Genomic DNA, 20,683 nt, shown 5'->3' on the forward strand with positions numbered 1-20,683 from the left:
CCGAAGATGATGCTGACGACGAGAATGACGATGAAGATAATGACGATGATGATGACGATGAGATGGAGCCAAAGCAGAAACTGATTCAGATCGTCGTTTCAACAGGGCTTCTGATCGCGGCATACCTGATTAACCGTGCTCTTCCCAGTCTGGAAATGTGGCAGCGTCTGCTGATCTATCTGGTGCCTTACATTGCAGCGGGATTCGATGTCCTTCGGGAGGCCGGCGAGGGAATCTCTCACGGCGAGGTGTTTGACGAGTCATTTCTGATGACCGTCGCGACGGCCGGAGCTCTGCTGATCGGTTTTGTACCGGGAGGAGAAGCGATGTTTCCGGAGGCAGTGTTCGTGATGCTGTTTTTCCAGGTTGGAGAGCTGTTTGAGGGGATTGCCGAGGGCAACAGCAGAAGGGCGGTATCGCAGCTGCTCGACATTCGTCCGGATACCGCGAACCTTGAGTGCGGCGGAGAAGTGAAAACGGTAAATCCTGAGGAGGTGAAGGTCGGCGATATCCTTGTGGTAAAGCCGGGAGAAAAAGTCCCGATGGACGGAATCGTTGTGGAGGGAAGTTCAAGTCTTGACACAGTGGCGCTGACCGGCGAGAGCTTGCCGCGCGATGTCAGAACCGGAGACGTGATTCTTTCCGGATGCGTGAATCAGAACGGGCTTCTCCGGATGAAGGTGGAAAAGGAATTCGGGGAGTCAACTGCCGCGAAGATCCTGAAACTTGTAGAGAATGCCGGGAGCAGGAAGTCAAGGAGCGAGAAATTTATTTCAAAATTCGCCAGGGTTTACACGCCGATTGTCGTGCTTGCAGCGGCTGTTGTGGCTTTTCTTCCGCCGCTTATTTCGGGTGATTTTGTCGGGAATTTTGCCACATGGCTGCTCCGTGCGCTGACCTTCCTGATCGTATCCTGCCCATGCGCGCTGGTAGTTTCCGTGCCGCTTGCGTTTTTCGGAGGAATCGGCGCCGCGTCCAAAATTGGTGTTCTGATCAAGGGATCCGGGTATATGGATGCTCTCTCCAGGGCGGATACCGTAGTGTTCGATAAGACCGGAACACTGACGAAGGGTGTTTTTGAAGTGACGACGCTTCATCCGGAGTGCATCGAAGCGAAGGAACTGCTTCACCTGGCGGCGCATGTAGAAAGGTATTCCACTCATCCGATCGCTGTCTCCCTGCGGCAGGCATTTGGAAAAGAAAATGACGGCTGTGAGGTTGAGAATGTAGAGGAAATTGCCGGCCGGGGAATCCGTGCTGCGGTAAACGGAAAGACGGTGTGTGTCGGCAATCAGAAGATGATGGAGGATGTCGGCGCAAAGTGGAAGATTTGCAATGAGCCGGGCACAATCATTCATGTAGCGATCGAGGGTAAGTACGCAGGTCATATCCACATCAATGATGTTGAAAAACCGGATGCGGCGCAGGCGATCGCGTCGCTGAAGGCGGTCGGTATCCGGAAGACGGTGATGCTTACAGGAGACCGGGAGAAGGTTGCGGAAAAGGTTGCTGCAGACCTCGGCTTAGACGAGTACAGAGCGGAGCTTTTTCCGGCGGACAAGGTATCCGAGGTCGAGAGGCTGATTGATGAGAAACCGGACGGAACCTCTCTTGTATTCGTAGGAGACGGAATCAACGATGCGCCTGTCCTTGCACGGGCAGATGTCGGAATCGCTATGGGTGCGCTTGGGTCGGATGCCGCGATCGAGGCGGCAGATGTAGTCCTGATGGATGACAAGCCTTCGAAGATAGAGAAAGCGATCCGGATTTCAAGAAAAACCATACGAATTGCGAGACAGAATATTGTGCTGGCGATTGTAATCAAGATTGCTATCCTGCTTCTGGCAGCTGTCGGACTTGCGCCGATGTGGCTCGCGGTGTTCGGGGATACTGGAGTACTGCTGATCTGTGTCCTGAACTCGACGAGAACACTGAGCTACAAGAAAGGATAAGACTGCCTTCCGTGTATCAATGGGTCTTGATAAATAGCGAACGCTCTACTGGCGCAGCGTAAAAAAATAAGTATGCAGAAAGTGATATGGAGAGAAAAGGATTTGAAATGAAAGAAAATACAGTCCAGAAAAGAACCTGTTGTATGCCGGATGAGCGGGAGAAGGATTTGAAATGAAAGAAAATACCGTTCAGAAAAGACCATGCTGTATGCCGGATGAGAATGAGATGTTCGATCTGGCCGAGCTGTTTAAGGTTTTCGGAGACTCTACGCGAATCAGGATTCTGTTTGCTCTGTTTGATTCGGAACGGAGCGTCGGTGAGATCGCTGAGCTTCTGAATATGACACAGTCCGCGGTATCGCACCAGTTGAAGATCCTGCGGCAGTCCAAGCTCGTAGAAGCAAAAAGAGACGGAAAACAGATTTTTTATTCGCTTGCGGATGAACACGTACATACGATCATCCGGGTCGGGAGAGAGCATATCGAGGAGTAAGCGAATAACCTGAGGAGCGGGCAAACGACCTGAGGAGTGAGCGAATAACCTGAGGAGCAAGCAAACGACCTGAGGAATGAGCGAATATCCTGAGAAGCGGGCAAACGACGTGAGAAGTGAGCGGATGTGGCACATCCGTACTCAGAATTGCATATTGCTTATTTCGAGAGAGGTGATATATAATTCAGATTAAGTGTTTTTATCAGTAATTAAATAGAAGAAAGAGGCATATCATGGAACATTTGGTTACAGTCAGAGAGATTTATAAGGAACGTGAGAAATACATCGGTCAGAAGATCAAGGTCGGCGGATGGGTCCGCAATATCCGGGATTCCAGGACCTTCGGATTTATCGTACTGCACGACGGAACCTTCTTCGAGACCCTGCAGATTGTATACGCGGACAAGCTGGATAATTTCAAGGAAATCTCCTCACTGAATATCGGCGCGGCGATCATTGTCGAGGGTACGCTGGTGGCGACACCAAATGCGAAGCAGCCGTTTGAGATTCAGGCGGAGAGCGTCGTGCTTGAGGGAGCTTCGACGCCGGATTACCCGCTTCAGCCGAAGCGGCACACGATGGATTATCTGCGGACAATTTCACACCTTCGTCCCCGCGCAAATATTTTCCAGGCTACTTTCCGTGTGCGTTCCCTGATTGCCTATGCGATTCACAAGTTCTTCCAGGAAAATGACTTCGTGTATGTGCATACACCTCTGATTACTTCCAGTGATGCGGAGGGAGCCGGCGAGATGTTCCAGGTCACTACGCTGGATCTGGCGAACGTTCCGAAAAATGAGGACGGAACGGTTGATTACTCCCAGGATTTCTTCAACAAGCCAACCAACCTCACGGTAAGCGGTCAGCTCTACGGCGAGACCTTTGCGCAGGCGTTCCGCAAGATCTACACCTTCGGTCCGACCTTCCGCGCAGAGAATTCCAACACCACCCGTCATGCCGCGGAGTTCTGGATGATTGAGCCGGAGATCGCCTTTGCGGATCTGGAGGACGACATGGAATGCGCGGAGGCTATGCTGAAGTATGTCATCCGTTACGTCCTTGAGAACGCGCCGGAGGAGATGGAATTTTTCAACAAGTTCGTGGACAAGGGACTGCTTGATCGCCTGAATCATGTCGTGAATTCCGATTTTGGCCGCGTAACGTACACCGAGGCCATCGACATTCTGGAGAAGCACAACGATGAATTTGATTACAAGGTGAGCTGGGGATGCGACCTTCAGACCGAGCATGAGAGATATCTGACCGAGAAGGTCTTCAAGAAACCGATCTTTGTGACGAATTATCCGAAGGATATCAAGGCATTTTACATGAAGCTGAATCCGGATGGGAAGACGGTTGCTGCCATGGACTGCCTGGTACCGGGAATCGGAGAGATCATCGGCGGAAGCCAGAGAGAGGAAGATTACGACAAGCTGAAGGCACGCATGGAAGAGCTGAAGATGGACATGAGTCAGTATGATTTTTATCTGGATCTGCGGAAGTACGGAACGACCCGTCATTCCGGATTTGGTCTCGGATTTGAGAGATGCGTGATGTATCTGACAGGAATGGGCAACATCCGCGACGTGCTTCCGTTCCCGAGAACAGTCAACCACTGCGATCTGTAAGCCCGATATGACAGTCTGATGCCGCGGCATGAGAGCCGGAGTTATTCAGGCACCATAGCACGTAAGGCCGAGAGGACATTGAGGGGTCACGGTGTGAAGGACGGAGAGAACATTCAGCCACTGCGATCTGCAAACTGGCGGACCTGACTGAGGATACGTCCAGAGGTGAATCATTGCACGAATTATGGAAGAGAAAAAGAAGCAGGCATCAGTAACGGAAGAAAAAGAGGGAAGGAACCCTTCGCCGCCGGAAGGCGCACCGGGAAATCCGGGGAATTCCGGCGACAAAGCAGAGAACCACGGGAATTCCGGCGCTGCAGCGGAAAATCCGGAAAATTCCTGCGGAAATGCGGAGAGTGGCGAGGAGAAGAAGCCGTCGAAGAGACGGATGCGTGACAACTTCCGCCCCGAATACACCAGGATCTCGTTCTATGTTGTGATTACGGTGATGATCATCTATTTCCTGATCCGGATGTTTGATCATGTCGGAAATATCGCGGGAGCGATCGGTTCCGGCTTCCGGTGGCTGGGCGTGATTATCCGCCCGCTGGTCCTGGGTCTCGTATTCGCGTATCTGCTGTATCCTATGGTCAACTTTTTTGAACGCCATATTGATGCTCTGAGAGACCGGCTTTCCAATCGGAGATCCGCGGGTGGTACAAACGCAAAGGCGGTAAAACCAGGAAAGGCGGAAAAACGAGGAAAAGCAGAAAAACCGGGAATAAGGGAAAAATCAGAGAACCCGGGAAAGACGGGAAAAAAACGGAAGTCTTCGAGGGGACTGGCCGTTGCGATCACCTGCGTGATCGTCGCGGTGATTCTGTTCGTCATCCTCTCGCTCATCGTATCGACCATCACGAGCCAGCTGAGCGTGATCAGTCTGAGCAGTTTTGACACGATTATCAACGGATTTATTGATACGCTGAACGAACTTGCGCGCAATATCGAATCGGTGCTGCACCGGCTGAATATCTCATCGGATCAGATCAACAGCTTCATCAACCAGGCGGGAGACAGCCTGTCGGAATCCATCGAGAAGATTGCGTCAAATCTGATCGTCGGGATCAAGAACCTTCCGTCTTTTTTCTCGATGCTTCTGTTCGCGATTATTTTCGGAATCTACTTCATGGTCGACGGAGAAGGCCTGAAGAAGTACTGGGGTCACGTGTTCCGTACCATCGCGGGGAAGAAAGGAAGAAAATACCTGGAAGAGTTTGCGTCAGAGGCAGACCGGGTATTCTCCGGATACATCCGGGGTCAGCTGATGGACGCCCTGTTCATGTCTGTGGCGGTGAGTATCACTCTCTCGGTTATCGGCGTGAAATATTCGATCATTATCGGCGTACTTACGGGCATCGGGAACCTGATTCCGTACGTCGGACCCTTTGTGGCCTATGGCTCTACGGCTGTGGTGTGTCTGCTGAACTGGAATATGAAACGGTTCGTTGTTGCGATGGCTGTGCTGTTTATCCTGCAGACGATTGACGGCAATGTCGTGAATCCGAAGCTTCTGGGGAACAGCATCCGGATCCATCCGGTTCTGGTCATCGTGTCACTGCTGATCGGAGGAAAAATCGGAGGCCTTCTGGGAATGATCATTGCGGTTCCCTGCGGCGGTCTGCTCAAGGTGTATTTCGAAAAACTGATCGCTTATCTGGCAAACCGTAAGAGGACGGCCGCCATGAAGCAGGAGGAGCAGAAAAACGCGGAGAAGAGTCATTAGAGATTAGCAGAGGGAAGCAGAGGAATTTTTATCTCCCGGAATATGTGCCGGGAGTCATGCCCTTGTATTTGCGGAAAATCTTGATGAAATAGCTCACATCTCCAAAACCGCAGGCGTACGCCACATCGGTCACAGTGCTGTCCGTCGTAGACAGCTCGTAGCAGGCGTGCTCAATGCGCTGATAATTCAGATAATCCATCGGTGTCCGGTGGGTCATGCTGCTGAAGAAGCGGCAGAAATACTTCGGGGACATCGATGCGGCGGCAGCCAGCTCATCCAGTGTGATGGGCTGGCTGTAATTTTTGTCGATGTAATCCAGCACCTTGCGGAGCTGAAGCACCTTCCGGTAGCCTTTCCGGGTCTGGGGCACCGATTCGAGATAGAGGTGATGACGGAAGACGAGCGAAAAGAAATGATAGAGTTCGCCGATCACCATCATCTGATATCCGGGATAGCGTTTCTTCATGGCCTCGAAGATGTGATCGGTGACCGGAATGACGGAGGAGAACTTTTCTCTCTCAAAATGATCGAAGACAAGAGCGGACCGGTCGAGGATCTTCTGGATATAGCTCCCGCTGCTGGAGTTGTGTCTCGTAAACACATTCAGATCAAATACCAGACATTCATAGACACAGTTTTCGGGCATGCCGGAGTGGAGAACGCCTCCATGAACGAAGACCAGGTCTCCGGGTTTTACGGATGTTGTGCGTTCATCCAGTGTCATCTCCAGTTTTCCGGAGAGAACCCGGATCAGCTCATATTCCTGATGCCAGTGGTAGTTCATGACATACCGGGGGTGATGGCCGTCGAGATGATAGAAGGCAAAGGGAAAATCGGAGGTGCCGTGGCGGCGCTTCTCGTTCAGATCCATAAACTGCATGACAGGTTCCTTTCTAAGCCGCCGGCTGAATCCGTGCAGCTTTGGTAAGTGAAGTCTTATCAGACAAAATGAATAAAAAACAGACGCAACATTTGTGATTATCATACAAAAAATATAAAAATGTGAATATATTACCATACGAAACGATTATAACACTATCTTTTGACCGAGAAAAGTGCTACAATTGTGCCATGAGTTGGGCGGAACGCCTGTTTTTTTCAGGATTATCAGCGAAACGTTACGCTGACGATCTGTGTATCAAATATCATATGGGAGGTAAGCAAATATGGCAGACGAGAGAAAACTGATCGGCGGACATCCGGTCATTGGAATTCGTCCGGTAATTGACGGACGCAAGGGCCCTCTGGACGTCAGAGGATCTCTGGAAGAGCAGACAATGGGAATGGCCGAGAGAGCGAAGAAGCTCTATGAGGACAACCTGAGATACGCAGACGGAACACCGGTTAAGGTAGTCATTTCAAATACAACAATCGGACGTGTGCGCGAGAGCGCGCTCTGCGCGGAGCAGTTCAAGAAAGAAGGGGTTGATATTACCCTTACCGTTACACCGTGCTGGTGCTACGGATCTGAGACAATGGATATGGATCCCACCACAATCAAGGGCGTGTGGGGACTGAATGCGACAGAGAGACCGGGCGCTGTATATCTGGCATCCGTTCTTGCGACACATGCGCAGAAGGGAATCCCGGCATTCGGAATGTACGGCCGCGACGTACAGGAAGCGGACGATGATACCATTCCGGATGACGTAACGGAGATGCTTCTTCGTTTCGGACGCGCTGCGGTTGCAGCGGCGTCTCTCCGCGGAATGAGCTATCTGCAGATCGGCTCCGTTACGATGGGTATCGGCGGATCCATCATGGATCAGGATTTCCTGGAGTCTTACCTCGGCATGCGCGTAGAGTCTGTGGATGAGGTAGAAGTTCTTCGCCGTATGGAAGAGGGAATCTATGACAAGGCAGAGTTCGAGAGAGCGCTGAAGTGGACAAAAGAGAACTGTAAGGAAGCATGGGACAAGAACCCGGAGTGGATCCAGAAGTCCCGTGAGGTTAAGGACGAGCAGTGGGAGTTCACGGTCAAGATGTATATTATCATCAAGGATCTGATGCGCGGCAATGCAAAGCTGGCGGACGAGAAGGTCACTGCAGGCGGACAGAAGTTCGAAGAGGAAGCACTCGGACACAACGCCATTGTCGGCGGATTCCAGGGACAGAGACAGTGGACCGATCACTGGCCGAACTGTGACTATCCGGAAGCATTCCTTTCCACTTCCTTCGACTATGACGGCGCACGTGAGCCCTATGTTCTCGCTACCGAGAATGACTGCCTGAACGGACTGTGCATGCTGTTTGAGAAGCAGCTTACCGGCCGCGCGGCAATGTTCTCTGATGTGCGTACCTATTGGAGCGGCGAATCTGTAAAGAGAGTAACCGGCTATGACATTGAGGGTCACGCAAAGGATGCCGATGGTTTCCTGCACCTGATCAACTCCGGCGCATCTGCACTTGATTTCTCCGGTGTCTGCAAGGATGCGGACGGCAACCCGACAATCAAGCCGTGGTGGGAGCTGACCGAGGACGATCAGAAGGCAATGTGTGAGGCTACCGAGTGGCCGCCGGCTGACAACGGATACTTCCGTGGAGGCGGATATTCCTCCAGATTCCTTACAAAGACAGAGATGCCGGTAACCATGGTTCGTCTGAACCTGGTAAAGGGCCTCGGACCGTTCCTGCAGATCGCAGAAGGATGGACCGTAGCACTTCCGGATGAGGTTACCGATACCCTCTGGAAGAGAACCGATTACACATGGCCCTGCACATGGTTCACACCGCGTGTTGACCACATTCCGGGAAGCGCATTCTGCACCGCATACGATGTCATGCGCAACTGGGGCGCAAACCACGGCGCTACCGTATTCGGCCATGTAGGAGCAGATCTGATCACCTTCGCCTCCATGCTTCGTATTCCGGTTGCCATGCACAACATTCCGGATGAGAAGATCTATCGTCCGGCTGCATGGAACGCATTTGGCACAAAGGACAAAGAGGCGGCAGACTACAGAGCATGCGCTGCATTCGGACCTCTGTACAAGAAATATAAATAATACAGATACCATAAATACTACAAATATCGGCGGCACGAAGACAATCCTGTGATCGGAGAGCAACGATCACAGGAGGTCTTCGGCAAATGCCGGATCAATGACGACAGCATATATTTTCTGCAGGAGACTTACTTAGATGGACATCATTTGGAACCCTGCAGAAAATATTGCTATATCCCCGTCGGCAGACGCTTCGGTCTGTGTGCGGGGATAATTTTGTATAAGCAAAGAGGTTGATCTCTTGCAGTATCCGCAAAACAGTCAGGCGATGGGTAATGAGGAATCCCTTACCTGGGCGACTTTTTCTGAAAAACCTGTCAGGAGTGTTTCCAATGGTACGGAAAATGTCGGATGAAATGTGATAGACTATCAGCAAAATGAAGAAATCACATAGAAAAGGGATGGAAGCATGGATAAGAAAGATTCAGCAATCAACCGTTTTTATAAAGATTTTAATGCATTTGAAAATGCCTCTCACAAATACGAAAAGGGCGAAATTGATGCCGGAGAGTACACGGGTATCTCAAAGGGATTTGGCGATTATCTGCAGAGAGATAATCATCAGATGCTCCGAATCCGTGTGCCGGGCGGGCGGCTGACTGCGGACATGGCGGCGGCGATTCTGGATGCCTGTACCTACTATGGCGTGGATACGTTGAAGATCAGTACCGGACAGGCACTGCAGCTGCATGATCTGAATCCGCATGCGGGCCGCAGGCTGGTGCTGCGTCTTCTGGACAAAGGAATTGTGACCAGAGGAAGCGGCGGAGACAACCCGAACAACATTACGGCTACACCGTTGTCCGGTCTGGCAACAGAAGAGTACTTTGACGTTCAGCCCTATGCGAAAGCGGCGGATGACTATCTCCTGCGCTACATCGGCGTGCGTCCGCTCCCGAGAAAGTTCAAGATCGGATTCGCTTCTTTTCCTTCCGGGGAGATGCATATCACGATGAAGGATATCGGATTTCTGGCAAATCCGGATCATACCTTTGATGTATTTGCTGCCGGTGGGCTTGGTATCAAGCCAAGAATTGGCGTTCTGGTCGGCTCGCATGTGGATCCGTCCGAGATTCTCTATTACCTCAGGACCATGCTGGATGTCTACATGGAGAATGGCAATTACAACAATCGGAACAAGGCGCGGAGCCGTTTTCTCCAGGAGACCATGGGCGTCGACGGGTTTAAAAGCACCTTTGCCCTGCATCTGCAGGAAGTAAAAGCGGAGGGAAATCTGGATCTGTCCGTCGTGGAAGAGCAGGTGACGAAGACGGGAGAAGATTCTCTGCCGGAGGATCCGAGAATTATCCCGCAGAAGCAGAAGGGGCTCTGCGCGGTTGCCTACCATCCGCAGGGAGGGTATTTGTCTCTGGGAAGACTCCGGGAGATCATGGATCTGGCCCGTAATTGGAGAGAGACGGAACTGCGTCTGACGACGACGGGCGGCCTTTACATCGTCAACTGCACCGGGGATGAGGCCCGAAGCATGCTGGAGCTTACAAAAGACGGCTGCTCGAGCGATTTTGAGCAGTCCATCTCCTGTGTCGGGCACGCAAGATGTGACATCGGTCCGGCGGATTCTCAGAAACTGCTGCAGAACTGCCTGGAGGCGGTCCGGAAAGAGCATTTCTCCCCACATACGCTGCCGCGGATGCGGATCTCCGGCTGCATTTCTTCCTGCGCAGCGCAGCAGATCGGGTTGATCGGGTGGAGAGGTGCCATCCGCAAAGACCAGGATGGAAACCGTGTAGATGCGTTCTTCTTCTCGTACGGAGGCAGCAGCATTCCGGGGAAGGAAAAGCTGGCAGAAAGTAAAATTGTGCTGCTGGCAAAGGATATCCCCGACTTCCTGGTCGCGCTGGGAAGAATTGTCGAAAAAGAACAGGTTCCGTTCGCAAAGTGGATGGAAGGAAACGAGGAAACACTCCTTGAGCTGGTAAAGCAGTACGCTGTCTGATGTGCGAAAAAAATCCCGAAAGGGCTGCTATTTTATTTCTGGCTCCTTTCACAATTGTTCTCTTTGATGCAAGCGATGCATTTTCATTGTGTAAAAATGAGTGGAAAAAGAAAATAAAAAAATTAAAAACAGGGGTTGACATTCATGAATGAATTTAGTATGATAAGACTCGCTGATTGATCAACGCATCAATCAAGAGGCTGTCGAGGTTTGGCTCAGTTTGGTAGAGCGCTACGTTCGGGACGTAGAGGCCGCTGGTTCGAATCCAGTAACCTCGATAATCGTTTTGGAGATGCCGCAAACCCTTAAAGAATGGGGGTTTGCGGTATCTTTTTGTTTTCACGGGTTTTCACCTTTTTATCCGGAAATCTGCATGAATCTTCGTGATATAACAAAAAATATAACAAAACCGATTATGCGAATAAAGTTCTCGCAGGTGCGCTCAGATCTTCAATGATACCGGAGTCCATGTTGGACTGATGCTTCATATAATGTGTGTAAATACGGAGTGTGGTGTCTGGATCCTCATGTCCCAGCCAGTACTGTACTTTCTTGATATTCCAGTTCTTGTCCAGCAGCAGGGAAGCGCAGGTGTGACGGAGCTTATGAAGCGTGATCTCCGGACGTCCGAAGCGCTGCATATCGGTCTTGAAGCGCCGTGATACCCAGTTTGGATCATAACTGTGCCCATCAGGCCAGCAGAAGACATAGCCGTCTTTGTTCTGGTATTCGTCCTTGAAGAACTTTTTATCCAGGATCTGTTGTGCAAGAATCTTTTTCAGGCAGATTTCTGCAGTGGGAAAGAGATGCAGGTCTCTTCTGCTCTCCAGAGATTTGGTCTGATCTTCGGCATAGACCGTCCTCTCCCGCACTACTGTGTGCCGGATGTGTACGATCTTATGGTCCCAGTCAATGGCTGACCATTTCAGACCGAGGATTTCTGATCTGCGCAGACCCATGTAGACACCCATAAAGGCAATGGGAAGAAGCGGGGCATCGTTTTTGGAGAGGTATTCCAACATGTCCTGGATCTCATCCTCCTTGAGGAAGAGATAGTCTTCAGAGAATTTTTTGTTGGACTTATTACTTACCTTCAACCCTGCAGTTGGATCATACTTTATCAAGCCATCGATTCTGGCACAGGTAAATGCCTCAACCAGAAGAGCCTTGTACTCTCTGACTGTGCGGACAGAGAGGGGTTCACGTTCGCCGGTTTTCTGGTTTATTTTTCCGGTGAGTCTTGCCGTTTCAAGAAAGGCCTTCACCTGCGGTGTGGTAATGGACCTGACGGGCTTTCTGGAGATCTCAAAGTCTCTTTTAAGCCGGTTGATCTGGTAGGTATACTTGTCGTAGGTTGAAGTACGGATATCGTTCTTTTTGCGTTGCAGAAGGACATCCAGGTAAGCTCCGAGAGTGATCATGGGATCAAGACCGGCTGACAGCTCTGATATGTCTTCTTCCAGATAGGCGTAGTCATTATAAGCCTTGGCCATCAGCTTGTCTGCGTTGACCGGGCGGGGATGTGCCTTTTTCTTTTTAGCTTCCGTTACTTGGATATGTGTGCTGACAAGCTTCCCTCGCCACAATCCTGTTTTGGGGTCCTTGTAGCGCAGTGCGATATAGTAATAGGTTCTTCCTGATGAATGTGTTTTTGTAGTAAATGTGCCAGTCAATTTTTTACCTCCTTATGTGACCGGCAGACTGAGAATCGTTATTTATAACAGTATATCATTTTCTCTGCGTCTGCTTGTAGTTTTTTCTTTTTCTGTCTGTGTGATATCTTCTGTATTTTCTTTATTCCCCACTGTTTCTTTATTTTCCCCGTTTCCCTCAAAGAAACGGATGAGAGATGACTTGCTGATCCTGTAGGCTCTGCCTACCATGCGTGCGTCCAGCTTGTGGCTGCGGATCAGAGAGGATGCGGTGGGCTTGCTGATCCGCATGATTTTACAGACGTCTTCCAGTGTGAGAATTTCGGGGTAGTTTTCAAGCATGTTATGATTCCTCCTGAGAAATGTATGGAATACTTTTGTTTACGGAATGGTTCACCGGGCCAGTCATTTGTGGCGTTGATCAGGCCCGGCTCTGTCGATGATGTCCGGATGTGTGCTGCGTTTGTGCGGGGGATGTTTTTAAAAGCACCCTTCAAGGCGGAGCGTCACTAAATGTAGTCACTCATCCGGGAAACTTCTCCATCCTTTACACATCTACTGTCTTTCTTAATATTTATTTTTTTTTATAATAGTAGAGTGACATATATAGGAAATAGACAAAAAGCCCTGTAAACACAGGGCAGGAGGGCGTCAACTGCCCGTCACCGGAGTATCACTTTCCTTCGTGCAGGAAGCTGTTTTTTTGTCAGGGGTATCAAAAGGGATCTCCACCTGCCGGGGAACCGGCGAAAACCCGCCTGTGTTTTTGGAACTGTCTGTGACGTCCTGCGCGGCAGGGTCTCTTTCCCAGCTCCACTGCACACCGTATTTTCTGTAGCGGTGCTGTTTGCATTTCCTCCAGCCTTTGATAGAGGTGTTCATGATTTCAGAGATGTCCCGCAGTTCAAACTCCCGGGGCTCGTCATACAGATGGTTAAAGGCTTCTGCATACAGAAGCCTGGTGCATACATACTTGCCGGTATAATCATCAAGGAAGCCCTGTATTACACCTTCACGGGTATCGTCCGGCATGAATTCCCTGATATACACCTGGAGCTTTCTTTCCATCTCCTTTGGCAGGGCAAGGCGGAATTTCCCGTGCCTGTAGATTTCCATAGCCTCAGCCCATACCTGGTCGATATAGACCCTGGAAGCGGCTTCATCCTCATTGATATCTGCTTCAGCCCTCTCTGCATTGCACTGGACCACCATAAAGCGTCTTGCGCCGGTCCGGTCAAAGGGCAGGAACTTTTTCTTGTTGGTGGTCCCGATAAATATGCACTGCCTCGGTCTGTCCTTGGGATGTGTTTCGTAGGGGACCTTGTAGGTCTCTTTCTGACGGCTGAGAAAGGACTTGATTTCCTCGGCGCTTCTGGCATTCATGGTGGCGAGCATCTCAGAGAATTCGATGATGAAGTGTCCGGCCATCTTCCGGTATACGTTTTCATCGTTGAGGTTCTTCAGATCATCGGAGAACCATTCATCCTGAAGGGCAAGTAACCTTGCAAAGGTCGATTTTCCGGCGCCCTGCGCCCCGACAAGACAGAGCATGGTTTCAAACTTGTAGCCTTTATGAAAAATCCGGCTGATGCCGCCAAGTAAGAATAATTTCATACATGCATAAGTCAGATCGGAAGTATCAGCGCCGAGAAAATGGTGCAGCACATATCGGATCCGCTCGGTGCCGTCCCACTTCAGGGCATTCAGCCTGTCCTGGATGGGGTGATACCAGTGATTGTTGGCTGTAATTGCCAGTGCTTTCCGTATTTTCTTCTCATTGTTTAAGCCATACATCTTTTCAAGGTACATCATGAGGTAATCCTCATCTGTGTCAGTAAGAGCTGATTCTTCTCTTTTCCACCACATCGGTTTTACAATGTCGATCCGGTCTGTAAGCTCGTTCTTCCGGATGGAACCAGCAAGAACAGGATCATATTCCAACGCTATGACCATGTTCTCGATATTCTGTTTTGGAGTCCCCTTCTCCGATATCTCCATCCTTCTGATCACTTCCGATACCGACTGCTTCTGCAGCTGATTCGGATCGGATCTCTTCTGCCCGTTTTGCATGTCGTTCTACCTCCTCTTTTGCTTTTTCGTAGTATTCGTGTCTCGTCTTTTCATCCCCAAGCATCAGCTGGTCCAGAAGATATTTAATGTAGGGGAGCTGATGCCCGGCTTCTGTGAACTGGTCATTCCATGTATCATCCGGGGACTGCGGCGCCTTCGAATGCATCCAGTCCTTCAGGATCTCCTCATATTCAAGAAACTGCCTTGTGTTTTCATAGAGCCAGTTTCTGTAGGGTTTCTCTTCAGATTTTCTTTCGTAATAAGTGAATTGATGCGATTGGCTCGGTCTGTTTTTGCCAGGATCTCTGTATCCTGTATTTACAGGGAGATTGAAATCGGATACGAGCTTTTTAGCTGCCTGCAGGGGATCCAGATCAAATAATCTGGCAGTCAGGTCAATGGCATCTCCGTCTGCTCCGCATCCGAAGCAGTGAAACCGGCGGTCAAGCTTCATACTGGGTGTCCTGTCGGGGTGGAAAGGGCATCTTGCCATTCCGTTCCGGTTGACAGCAATGCCGTAAGCCTCGGCAGCCTGCCGCGCTGTGACGTAATTTTTTACATCTTGAAATAATCCCATGTTCCTCCTTTCTGTTGTGGCCTTTGGCAATAACAAAGGCTCTTGTCCATCTCGTATGAGATGGACAAGAGCTTTATGTATTGGTGTACCAGGATCAGGTTTTGTGCCTGTTCAATTAGAATTCAGTTAAATCTCCAGATTGCCGATTATCTCATGTATTTTAATTTTCACCGGCTCTTCTCCTTTCTTATGCCGGATCTGTTGTTCCAGGCTTCTGCTGACAGTATCTGTCTGTTTGCCTCGAGCTGTTCACGGACGGAACGCTTTTCCTTCACTTTATGCTTCTCCTCCGGAGAGAGTTCCGGAAGAAGGTCCCGGACGAAATATCGGATATCCTTTAGCATCTTCAGATTGCGTTGTATATCGGCAAGCTCCTCGGTATACGAGGCGATATCTTTCTCCAGCTTTCTGGTTTCTCTGGCAAGTGCAGCAAAGCTGATCTTGTCATCTGTTACATTTTTGTGGAGAAAGCGGCTGGCGGATTCGTACCGGTTCAGGTCGTCAGCATGCTCTGCGCGGAACTTTTCTTTCCGGGTTTTCCATCCGATCTGCATATATTTGTCGTGGACTGCTCTGGTTTCACGGAGATCTTTCAAGGCTTTTCTGATATTGGAAATGGTCTGGATCCTCCGTTGTGCTGCTTTCACAGATCTGCGGATCGAGGTAATTTTCTCGTACGTTTCGGAGAGGCGTTCGTTTAAATCATTCACCGTACGGATTCCGTGATTGTCCATATATTCAAGGAAAAACATAACGTTTGAACAATCACGGAGGGCCCCGTTTGTCTGTGCGTGGTGGCTCCACAGGGCCCTTTCCTTCGCTCGAATATCCAGCTTTGCCTTTATCAGTTCCCGCAGATAAATCGGTTCAGGTTCCGCCTGTGCTTCTGCCTTTGCCTTCTCCTTTGCTTGTGCTGTCTTGCCGGCCTTCGCCTCCTGGGCAGCTTGATAAAACGCATAGATCCATTCTGCCAGCATCCGGATCATGTCACGGATGGACTGAAGCAGGCAGTTGGCTTCCCAGATCTCGCGGTTAAGATTTCCAACGTCTGTCTTGATGCCCTTCTTCTCCATGGCGGTTGCGGCCGGTCCCATATGTTCTGTCGGAATCTGATCGATTCCCTGATTTGCATAAGACTGCAGGCTTACCCGTGCCGGACATTTGTTTTTCTCCAGGTACCGGTTCTGGATCTTCTCCCAGCTGCCTCTCCAGATCTCTGCATTCTCTTTCCGGTTCCAGTCAACGGTATCGACCTTCCGGCTTTTCCATGCGCCGCTTTTCAGCCGGATCCTGTTTCCTTCTTTGTCCAGGATGTACTCCTTCCTGGATTTGGGAAGCCAGAGGCCATTCTCATCGATTCCCCGAAGCGTCAGCATGATGTGGACATGCGGATTGTGGCCGGGCGGGGACGGGTCATGGATGGCAATATCACAGCACATGCCGTTGTCCACAAAGTTTTTTCTGCAGAATTCCCTGACCATTTCAATCGACTGTTCCATAGGAAGCTCTCTTGGAAGTGCCGCAATAATGCTCCGCGCAAGCTGGGCATCAAACCTTGATTCCGATGCTTCAACGGAATTCCAGAGCCTGGAACGGTCAGCGTATTCCGGCGGGGCATTTGCCGGAAGCATGACTTCTGAGTAGACGAGCTCTGGTTTTTTGTAGGCATAGTTCTTGGCCTGGCCGTCGTATTCGCAGAACAGCCGCTGGGCACTCTGGTAGGCTGCGCCTGCTACGGCGGATCCCTTTGATCCGGTCTTCTTGTTGTAACGGGACCTGATAGAAATAGAAAAATGCGGGCAGGTCACCTCGCGGCATCATATCTTTTCCTGCTGGACAAAGAGTTGCTGTCCGCTCGATTCTTTGATTCTGTTTTTGCATTTCGTGCTTTTCTGCATGCTGTAAGGACTGATTCTTTCCTGTCTGTCCATTTCGTCGGGTATTCACTGATCCGCATGATATTGTGGGATGTGTTCCCATCTGCGATGGTCCTGTTTATTTCAGCGTCCATGATGTCGCCATACAGATTAACGGTAAGATGTAATGGCTTTCCTTCTGCATTAGTGGCGGACACTTTGGCAATGCCTGTGATTTTGATGTCTGTCATTTTTCGCTGCTGGCAGTATTTGAGCAGCATCTGCTGCGCATGATTAATATTTTCTCTGTTCAATAAATTTCCTCCTCGGCTGAAAAAGACCAACGTTCTTATTGGAAAGAACCGTCGGTCTTATGTATAGGTTTGTGGTTATTCTGTTTTTAGCAGGCTGCAGGTTGGCAGATGTTTTTCGTTTATATGCTCTATGCGTATGTACAAGAGAGGGTAGCCGTCTGAAGACGGCGCAGGGGGAACATGGTTCCCACCGGATCAGCAGAGCAGGCACCATCTGCCGTACCGGATGTTCGGCCGGGTGGACGGCAGCGTGACCTGCTCTGCAGCATGGATCTGTCGGCGGCACCTGGACGGCATTTGACGCAATTGCAACCGCCAGGGTGTATAATTGCGCCCTCTTATCAGAGGGACTGTCCATAGCTCTTTTCTTCTGCGTCCTTTATCATCTGTCTTAGCAGTGCCTGTACATCATTTTTATGAAAGGCAAAGGAGAGAAGCTGCATAATCTGCTCGTCGGAGAGCATGTCCGGACGTTCAATAAACTTCTCCAGCATGCCGCCATGGCTGCAAAGCCGGTGTGTCCGTTCTCTGCGGTTCAGATGGCTGAGCTGTGCCTTTCTGATCTTGATTTCATTCTCGTAATATTTCTTCAGGTGTTTTGTCTGGTCTAATTCCTGCTGTAGCTGTTCGGGTGTTCTCTTGTTGTTTATCTTTATCACCTCCTGGGTAAATGAATGCTTTTCTGAATCAGCCCTGACTATCAGGCACAAAGATCGTGCGGAGACAGTTGCGATGGTTCTGTGTAACTGATGGTTTACGGTTACTGGATGTTTGCTGATTTTTCCTGTATTTATCTCCTGCCCCGGGAAGCGGCAGCATGACCGCGTGAGGGATTTTATCAGGCGGATGACTGCTGATCATCACCACGGGTCCAAGTGAATTTGTCCTGCCCGGGAATCTGCCCGGGTCCGAATGCCCTGCCAGTTGCAGGATTGTCATGCCTGCTGCAGGCGGAAGTATCATTCTACGTCCTGTCATCGCCTGATCCGCGGAAGCAGTCCGCAGATCTTTTTTCGTGGTATTGTTCGCTCCCCGAATCGGATCATCGCGTACCAGAGAAAAACGGCTCGCACCTTTCAAAGCACAGACACAGAAATGAAGTACCTGATAAAAGATCTCTTCAGTTGTCAAGGTCCGGTGAAGAGATCTTTTAAAAACCCCTTCATAAGTACATGGACAGAAAGGGGTCATTTGGTGGGGTATTTTTGAAAAAAATAAATTTTTTCGCCGATTGTAAAATGAAGTTGGACACTTGAGTCACCTCCCGGGCTCTGCCCGGACCCGCCCCTCGCCGGGTAGGCAGGGAAGCAGTTTTCCTGCTTCCTGCGGATAAAGGGTACTCCGTGTCATTCCGTCAAGGGCTTTCGCGGCATAAATCCTCGCACCAGAAAACGGTGCTTCGGTTTATTCCACGATCCCCTGACTCCATTCCCGCTCCCAAGGCGGTGTGGCAGCAATAAAAATGTCCATAGCGGGCATTCTCTGGTAGAATGGTAGTTCTCACACAATCATTCAAAGGAGGAATGTCTGGTGTCAGGTTCCGATTAAATTTACATAAACGACTTTATATTCTTTTTTTAATCCGTTCCTGACACCTTTACTCAGAGATAAACTAAAACAAAAAGCAAGTGCAAATATTGAAACTTGCGCTTTTGAAAAATTATATGGTGCGGGTTTCACGGATTCAGGTTATATGAGAAGATTAAGCGTCATAAGGATCACATCCTTAACACGATCCGGCTTGGATTGAGCAATGCCAGGATTGAGGCAACCAACAATAAAATCAAATTGATTATCCGCAAAGCTTATGGGTTTCGCAATATACAGAATATAATGGATATCGTATATCTTGTATGCTCTGATATCGCCGTTCCACTTCAAAATCGAAAACCTACTATAGTGTCGGAAGCAGTGTAATTACTGGATAAAATGGCATTTCTCACCCACAGGGATGCCCGAAGAGCCTTTTTTTTGCTATTGAAATAATGTAATTGATATGCTATGATAATATCAGTTAATATCAATTAATTGTTATATTTTTATGACAAAACGAGGCGGTTCCATTGTATTGAAAATCTTTTCTTTAAATTTTTCTCTCTAATTTATCATAGTACATCTTTGATCAGTGAACGGATATATAAAAGAATGTTATAGCACCACCTATTAACCATAATATCCGATTGTATTATCATCGCCTTGTCGGTTTATGACATTAAGAAAAACCAGTAATAAAAGATATTACTGAAGCTAATAATCATTAATGTCGGGCGTAATTGGTAAATACGGCGAATTTTTTAAGATCGGGGGGTGCTTATGAAGAAATTTTTAGCAATTGTTACATCAGCTGTTCTAGGACTAGTTATGGCCATCACACCTGTATATGCTGGTACTAATAACAACAAAGATAGAGCTTTCTCAGATACGGTACAAGGTCAATTGATAAGTGATAATGGTGACATCATATATATTACAGGGTATAAGGATACTAAACTTCGTTCGTTGGCAAATAATGATAATGAGCAAACTGTAACTTATAAATATTTGGTTCCAATGTCAACTTTCTCTCATAATCATAGTGTATCAGGAAGCGATTCGACGGGTTATATATCAGCAACAGTAACTATTTATTATACAGAGAACAATGCATATGCTCCTTCAGAATATTTATTGACTCGTGTATCAGGGATCTGGAGGGATCCAAATCCTAATGATGGAACTTCTGTAAGCAATACTGCACATATAAAAGCCAATTGCTCTGGCGCTGGACATACAAATCAATGGAAAACGCAAATAAAAGAAGGCGATATAAAAAGTGGGACTTCTCTATATACTGGATTTAATAATTCTATATACTCAACAAATGGATCTTTAGGTGCCTACTTTTCTTTGAGATTATCACAGGGATCAAGTCGAAGCTGGACCTTAAATCTTCAATGCTTCGCTTTTTAACTCGTATGATTTATGCACAAAGGAGACATCTTCATGGATAAAAATAAAAAGGCCTCTCGCCATATCTCCATTTTGGGATTCACTCTATTGGCACAGGGAATGGTACTAATAGATCTGTTTTGTAGGGAGCCCCTTAATTTTTTAATAAGGTCAAATCCCACCTCAATTCTGCCGTTTCTTTTGTTGCTGTATACCGTTTTTCCGGGGCTTTTGACAGGTGTGTTTCTGTTTCTTGCAACAAGAAATAGAGGCGAGGATACAATGAAAAGAGAGTTCATGAGTGGTATTTTGGTGATCTCCATCAATATCATGATTTTAGGTGTGGGATATTGTACATTTAGTCTAGTGGAAATATATGTCCACCCTCTTATTTTTGTGATGCTTGGCTACGGAATAATTACTTTAATTTACGCAGGCAGACGGAGGCATCTAAACAGAACGGATGAACAGAATGGATTTAGGAGGTAGCAATTACATCTTAGTTTATTTTGCAAAAAAATGATGAAA

18 protein-coding genes and 1 tRNA gene are annotated in these 20,683 nt (G+C 48.9%); 11 read left to right on the forward strand and 8 right to left on the reverse strand.

Annotated elements, in window-relative coordinates:
• The first annotated feature begins 62 nt into the window (after positions 1–62).
• The 4 genes from ACTQZS_RS05290 to ACTQZS_RS05305 all read left to right on the forward strand — a co-directional run bounded on the left by ACTQZS_RS05290 (position 63) and on the right by ACTQZS_RS05305 (position 5,796).
• Positions 63–1,952 carry a heavy metal translocating P-type ATPase gene (locus ACTQZS_RS05290; protein ID WP_441475032.1) on the forward strand — a complete coding sequence of 630 codons (1,890 nt, stop codon included), beginning with the start codon at positions 63–65 and terminating at the stop codon, positions 1,950–1,952.
• Positions 1,953–2,124: 172 nt separating this feature from the next.
• Positions 2,125–2,445: an ArsR/SmtB family transcription factor gene (locus tag ACTQZS_RS05295; RefSeq protein ID WP_441474904.1), complete on the forward strand. Its 321-nt coding sequence runs from the start codon at positions 2,125–2,127 to the stop codon at positions 2,443–2,445.
• A gap of 233 nt (positions 2,446–2,678) precedes the next feature.
• Positions 2,679–4,073 (forward strand): asparagine--tRNA ligase, encoded by a 1,395-nt coding sequence (gene asnS, locus ACTQZS_RS05300; RefSeq protein ID WP_441474905.1) that lies wholly within the window; start codon positions 2,679–2,681, stop codon positions 4,071–4,073.
• 184 nt (positions 4,074–4,257) lie between these two features.
• A complete protein-coding gene (locus tag ACTQZS_RS05305; RefSeq protein WP_441474906.1) occupies positions 4,258–5,796 on the forward strand; it encodes an AI-2E family transporter in 1,539 nt (512 codons plus the stop codon).
• Between the two features lie 28 nt (positions 5,797–5,824).
• Here ACTQZS_RS05305 and ACTQZS_RS05310 read toward each other — a convergent pair whose 3' ends face one another.
• The gene (locus ACTQZS_RS05310) at positions 5,825–6,676 is read right to left on the reverse strand and encodes an AraC family transcriptional regulator (protein ID WP_441474907.1); all 852 of its coding nucleotides are present in this window, start codon (positions 6,674–6,676) and stop codon (positions 5,825–5,827) included.
• Positions 6,677–6,962: 286 nt separating this feature from the next.
• On the opposite strand from ACTQZS_RS05310, the gene ACTQZS_RS05315 reads away from it, so the two are divergent.
• From ACTQZS_RS05315 to ACTQZS_RS05330, 4 genes are all read left to right on the forward strand, one after another.
• Positions 6,963–8,801 (forward strand): L-fucose isomerase, encoded by a 1,839-nt coding sequence (locus ACTQZS_RS05315; protein ID WP_441101354.1) that lies wholly within the window; start codon positions 6,963–6,965, stop codon positions 8,799–8,801.
• Positions 8,802–9,210: 409 nt separating this feature from the next.
• On the forward strand, positions 9,211–10,758 hold the full coding sequence (locus ACTQZS_RS05320) for a nitrite/sulfite reductase (RefSeq protein ID WP_441474908.1): 1,548 nt from the start codon (positions 9,211–9,213) through the stop codon (positions 10,756–10,758).
• On the forward strand, positions 10,758–10,910 hold the full coding sequence (locus ACTQZS_RS05325) for a hypothetical protein (protein WP_441474909.1): 153 nt from the start codon (positions 10,758–10,760) through the stop codon (positions 10,908–10,910). Before ACTQZS_RS05320 ends, ACTQZS_RS05325 begins: the two co-directional genes overlap by 1 nt.
• Positions 10,911–10,962: 52 nt before the next feature.
• Positions 10,963–11,036: transfer RNA gene (locus tag ACTQZS_RS05330), tRNA-Pro, on the forward strand.
• Positions 11,037–11,171: 135 nt separating this feature from the next.
• On the opposite strand, the gene ACTQZS_RS05335 is transcribed toward ACTQZS_RS05330, so the two are convergent.
• The 7 genes from ACTQZS_RS05335 to ACTQZS_RS05365 form a co-directional block, all read right to left on the reverse strand.
• Positions 11,172–12,431, reverse strand: a complete 1,260-nt coding sequence (locus ACTQZS_RS05335) for a site-specific integrase (RefSeq protein WP_279199005.1) — start codon at positions 12,429–12,431, stop codon at positions 11,172–11,174.
• Positions 12,432–12,473: 42 nt separating this feature from the next.
• Positions 12,474–12,752: a helix-turn-helix domain-containing protein gene (locus ACTQZS_RS05340; RefSeq protein ID WP_279199006.1), complete on the reverse strand. Its 279-nt coding sequence runs from the start codon at positions 12,750–12,752 to the stop codon at positions 12,474–12,476.
• A gap of 309 nt (positions 12,753–13,061) precedes the next feature.
• A complete protein-coding gene (locus ACTQZS_RS05345) occupies positions 13,062–14,408 on the reverse strand; it encodes a VapE domain-containing protein (protein ID WP_441475033.1) in 1,347 nt (448 codons plus the stop codon).
• A complete protein-coding gene (locus tag ACTQZS_RS05350) occupies positions 14,341–15,057 on the reverse strand; it encodes a CHC2 zinc finger domain-containing protein (RefSeq protein WP_279199007.1) in 717 nt (238 codons plus the stop codon). The genes ACTQZS_RS05345 and ACTQZS_RS05350 overlap by 68 nt, the downstream gene beginning before the upstream one ends.
• 167 nt (positions 15,058–15,224) lie before the next feature.
• Positions 15,225–16,865: a MobQ family relaxase gene (gene mobQ, locus ACTQZS_RS05355; protein ID WP_279199008.1), complete on the reverse strand. Its 1,641-nt coding sequence runs from the start codon at positions 16,863–16,865 to the stop codon at positions 15,225–15,227.
• Entirely contained in the window at positions 16,862–17,227 is a 366-nt protein-coding gene (locus tag ACTQZS_RS05360) for a hypothetical protein (protein WP_441474910.1), read from the reverse strand. The genes mobQ and ACTQZS_RS05360 overlap by 4 nt, the downstream gene beginning before the upstream one ends.
• Positions 17,228–17,568: 341 nt before the next feature.
• Positions 17,569–17,886, reverse strand: coding sequence for a DUF3847 domain-containing protein (locus tag ACTQZS_RS05365; protein ID WP_279199010.1), 318 nt, complete (start codon positions 17,884–17,886; stop codon positions 17,569–17,571).
• A gap of 1,042 nt (positions 17,887–18,928) precedes the next feature.
• On the opposite strand from ACTQZS_RS05365, the gene ACTQZS_RS05370 reads away from it, so the two are divergent.
• The 3 genes from ACTQZS_RS05370 (at position 18,929) to ACTQZS_RS05380 (ending at position 20,644) form a co-directional block, all read left to right on the forward strand.
• Positions 18,929–19,144: a transposase gene (locus ACTQZS_RS05370; protein ID WP_441475034.1), complete on the forward strand. Its 216-nt coding sequence runs from the start codon at positions 18,929–18,931 to the stop codon at positions 19,142–19,144.
• A 396-nt stretch (positions 19,145–19,540) separates the two neighbouring features.
• The gene (locus tag ACTQZS_RS05375; protein ID WP_279199011.1) at positions 19,541–20,176 is read left to right on the forward strand and encodes a hypothetical protein; all 636 of its coding nucleotides are present in this window, start codon (positions 19,541–19,543) and stop codon (positions 20,174–20,176) included.
• Positions 20,177–20,209: 33 nt separating this feature from the next.
• A complete protein-coding gene (locus ACTQZS_RS05380) occupies positions 20,210–20,644 on the forward strand; it encodes a hypothetical protein (RefSeq protein WP_279199012.1) in 435 nt (144 codons plus the stop codon).
• Positions 20,645–20,683: the final 39 nt, after the last annotated feature.

It is taken from the genome of Bilifractor sp. LCP19S3_H10 (assembly GCF_052119185.1).
Classification (GTDB): Bacteria; Bacillota; Clostridia; order Lachnospirales; family Lachnospiraceae; genus Bilifractor.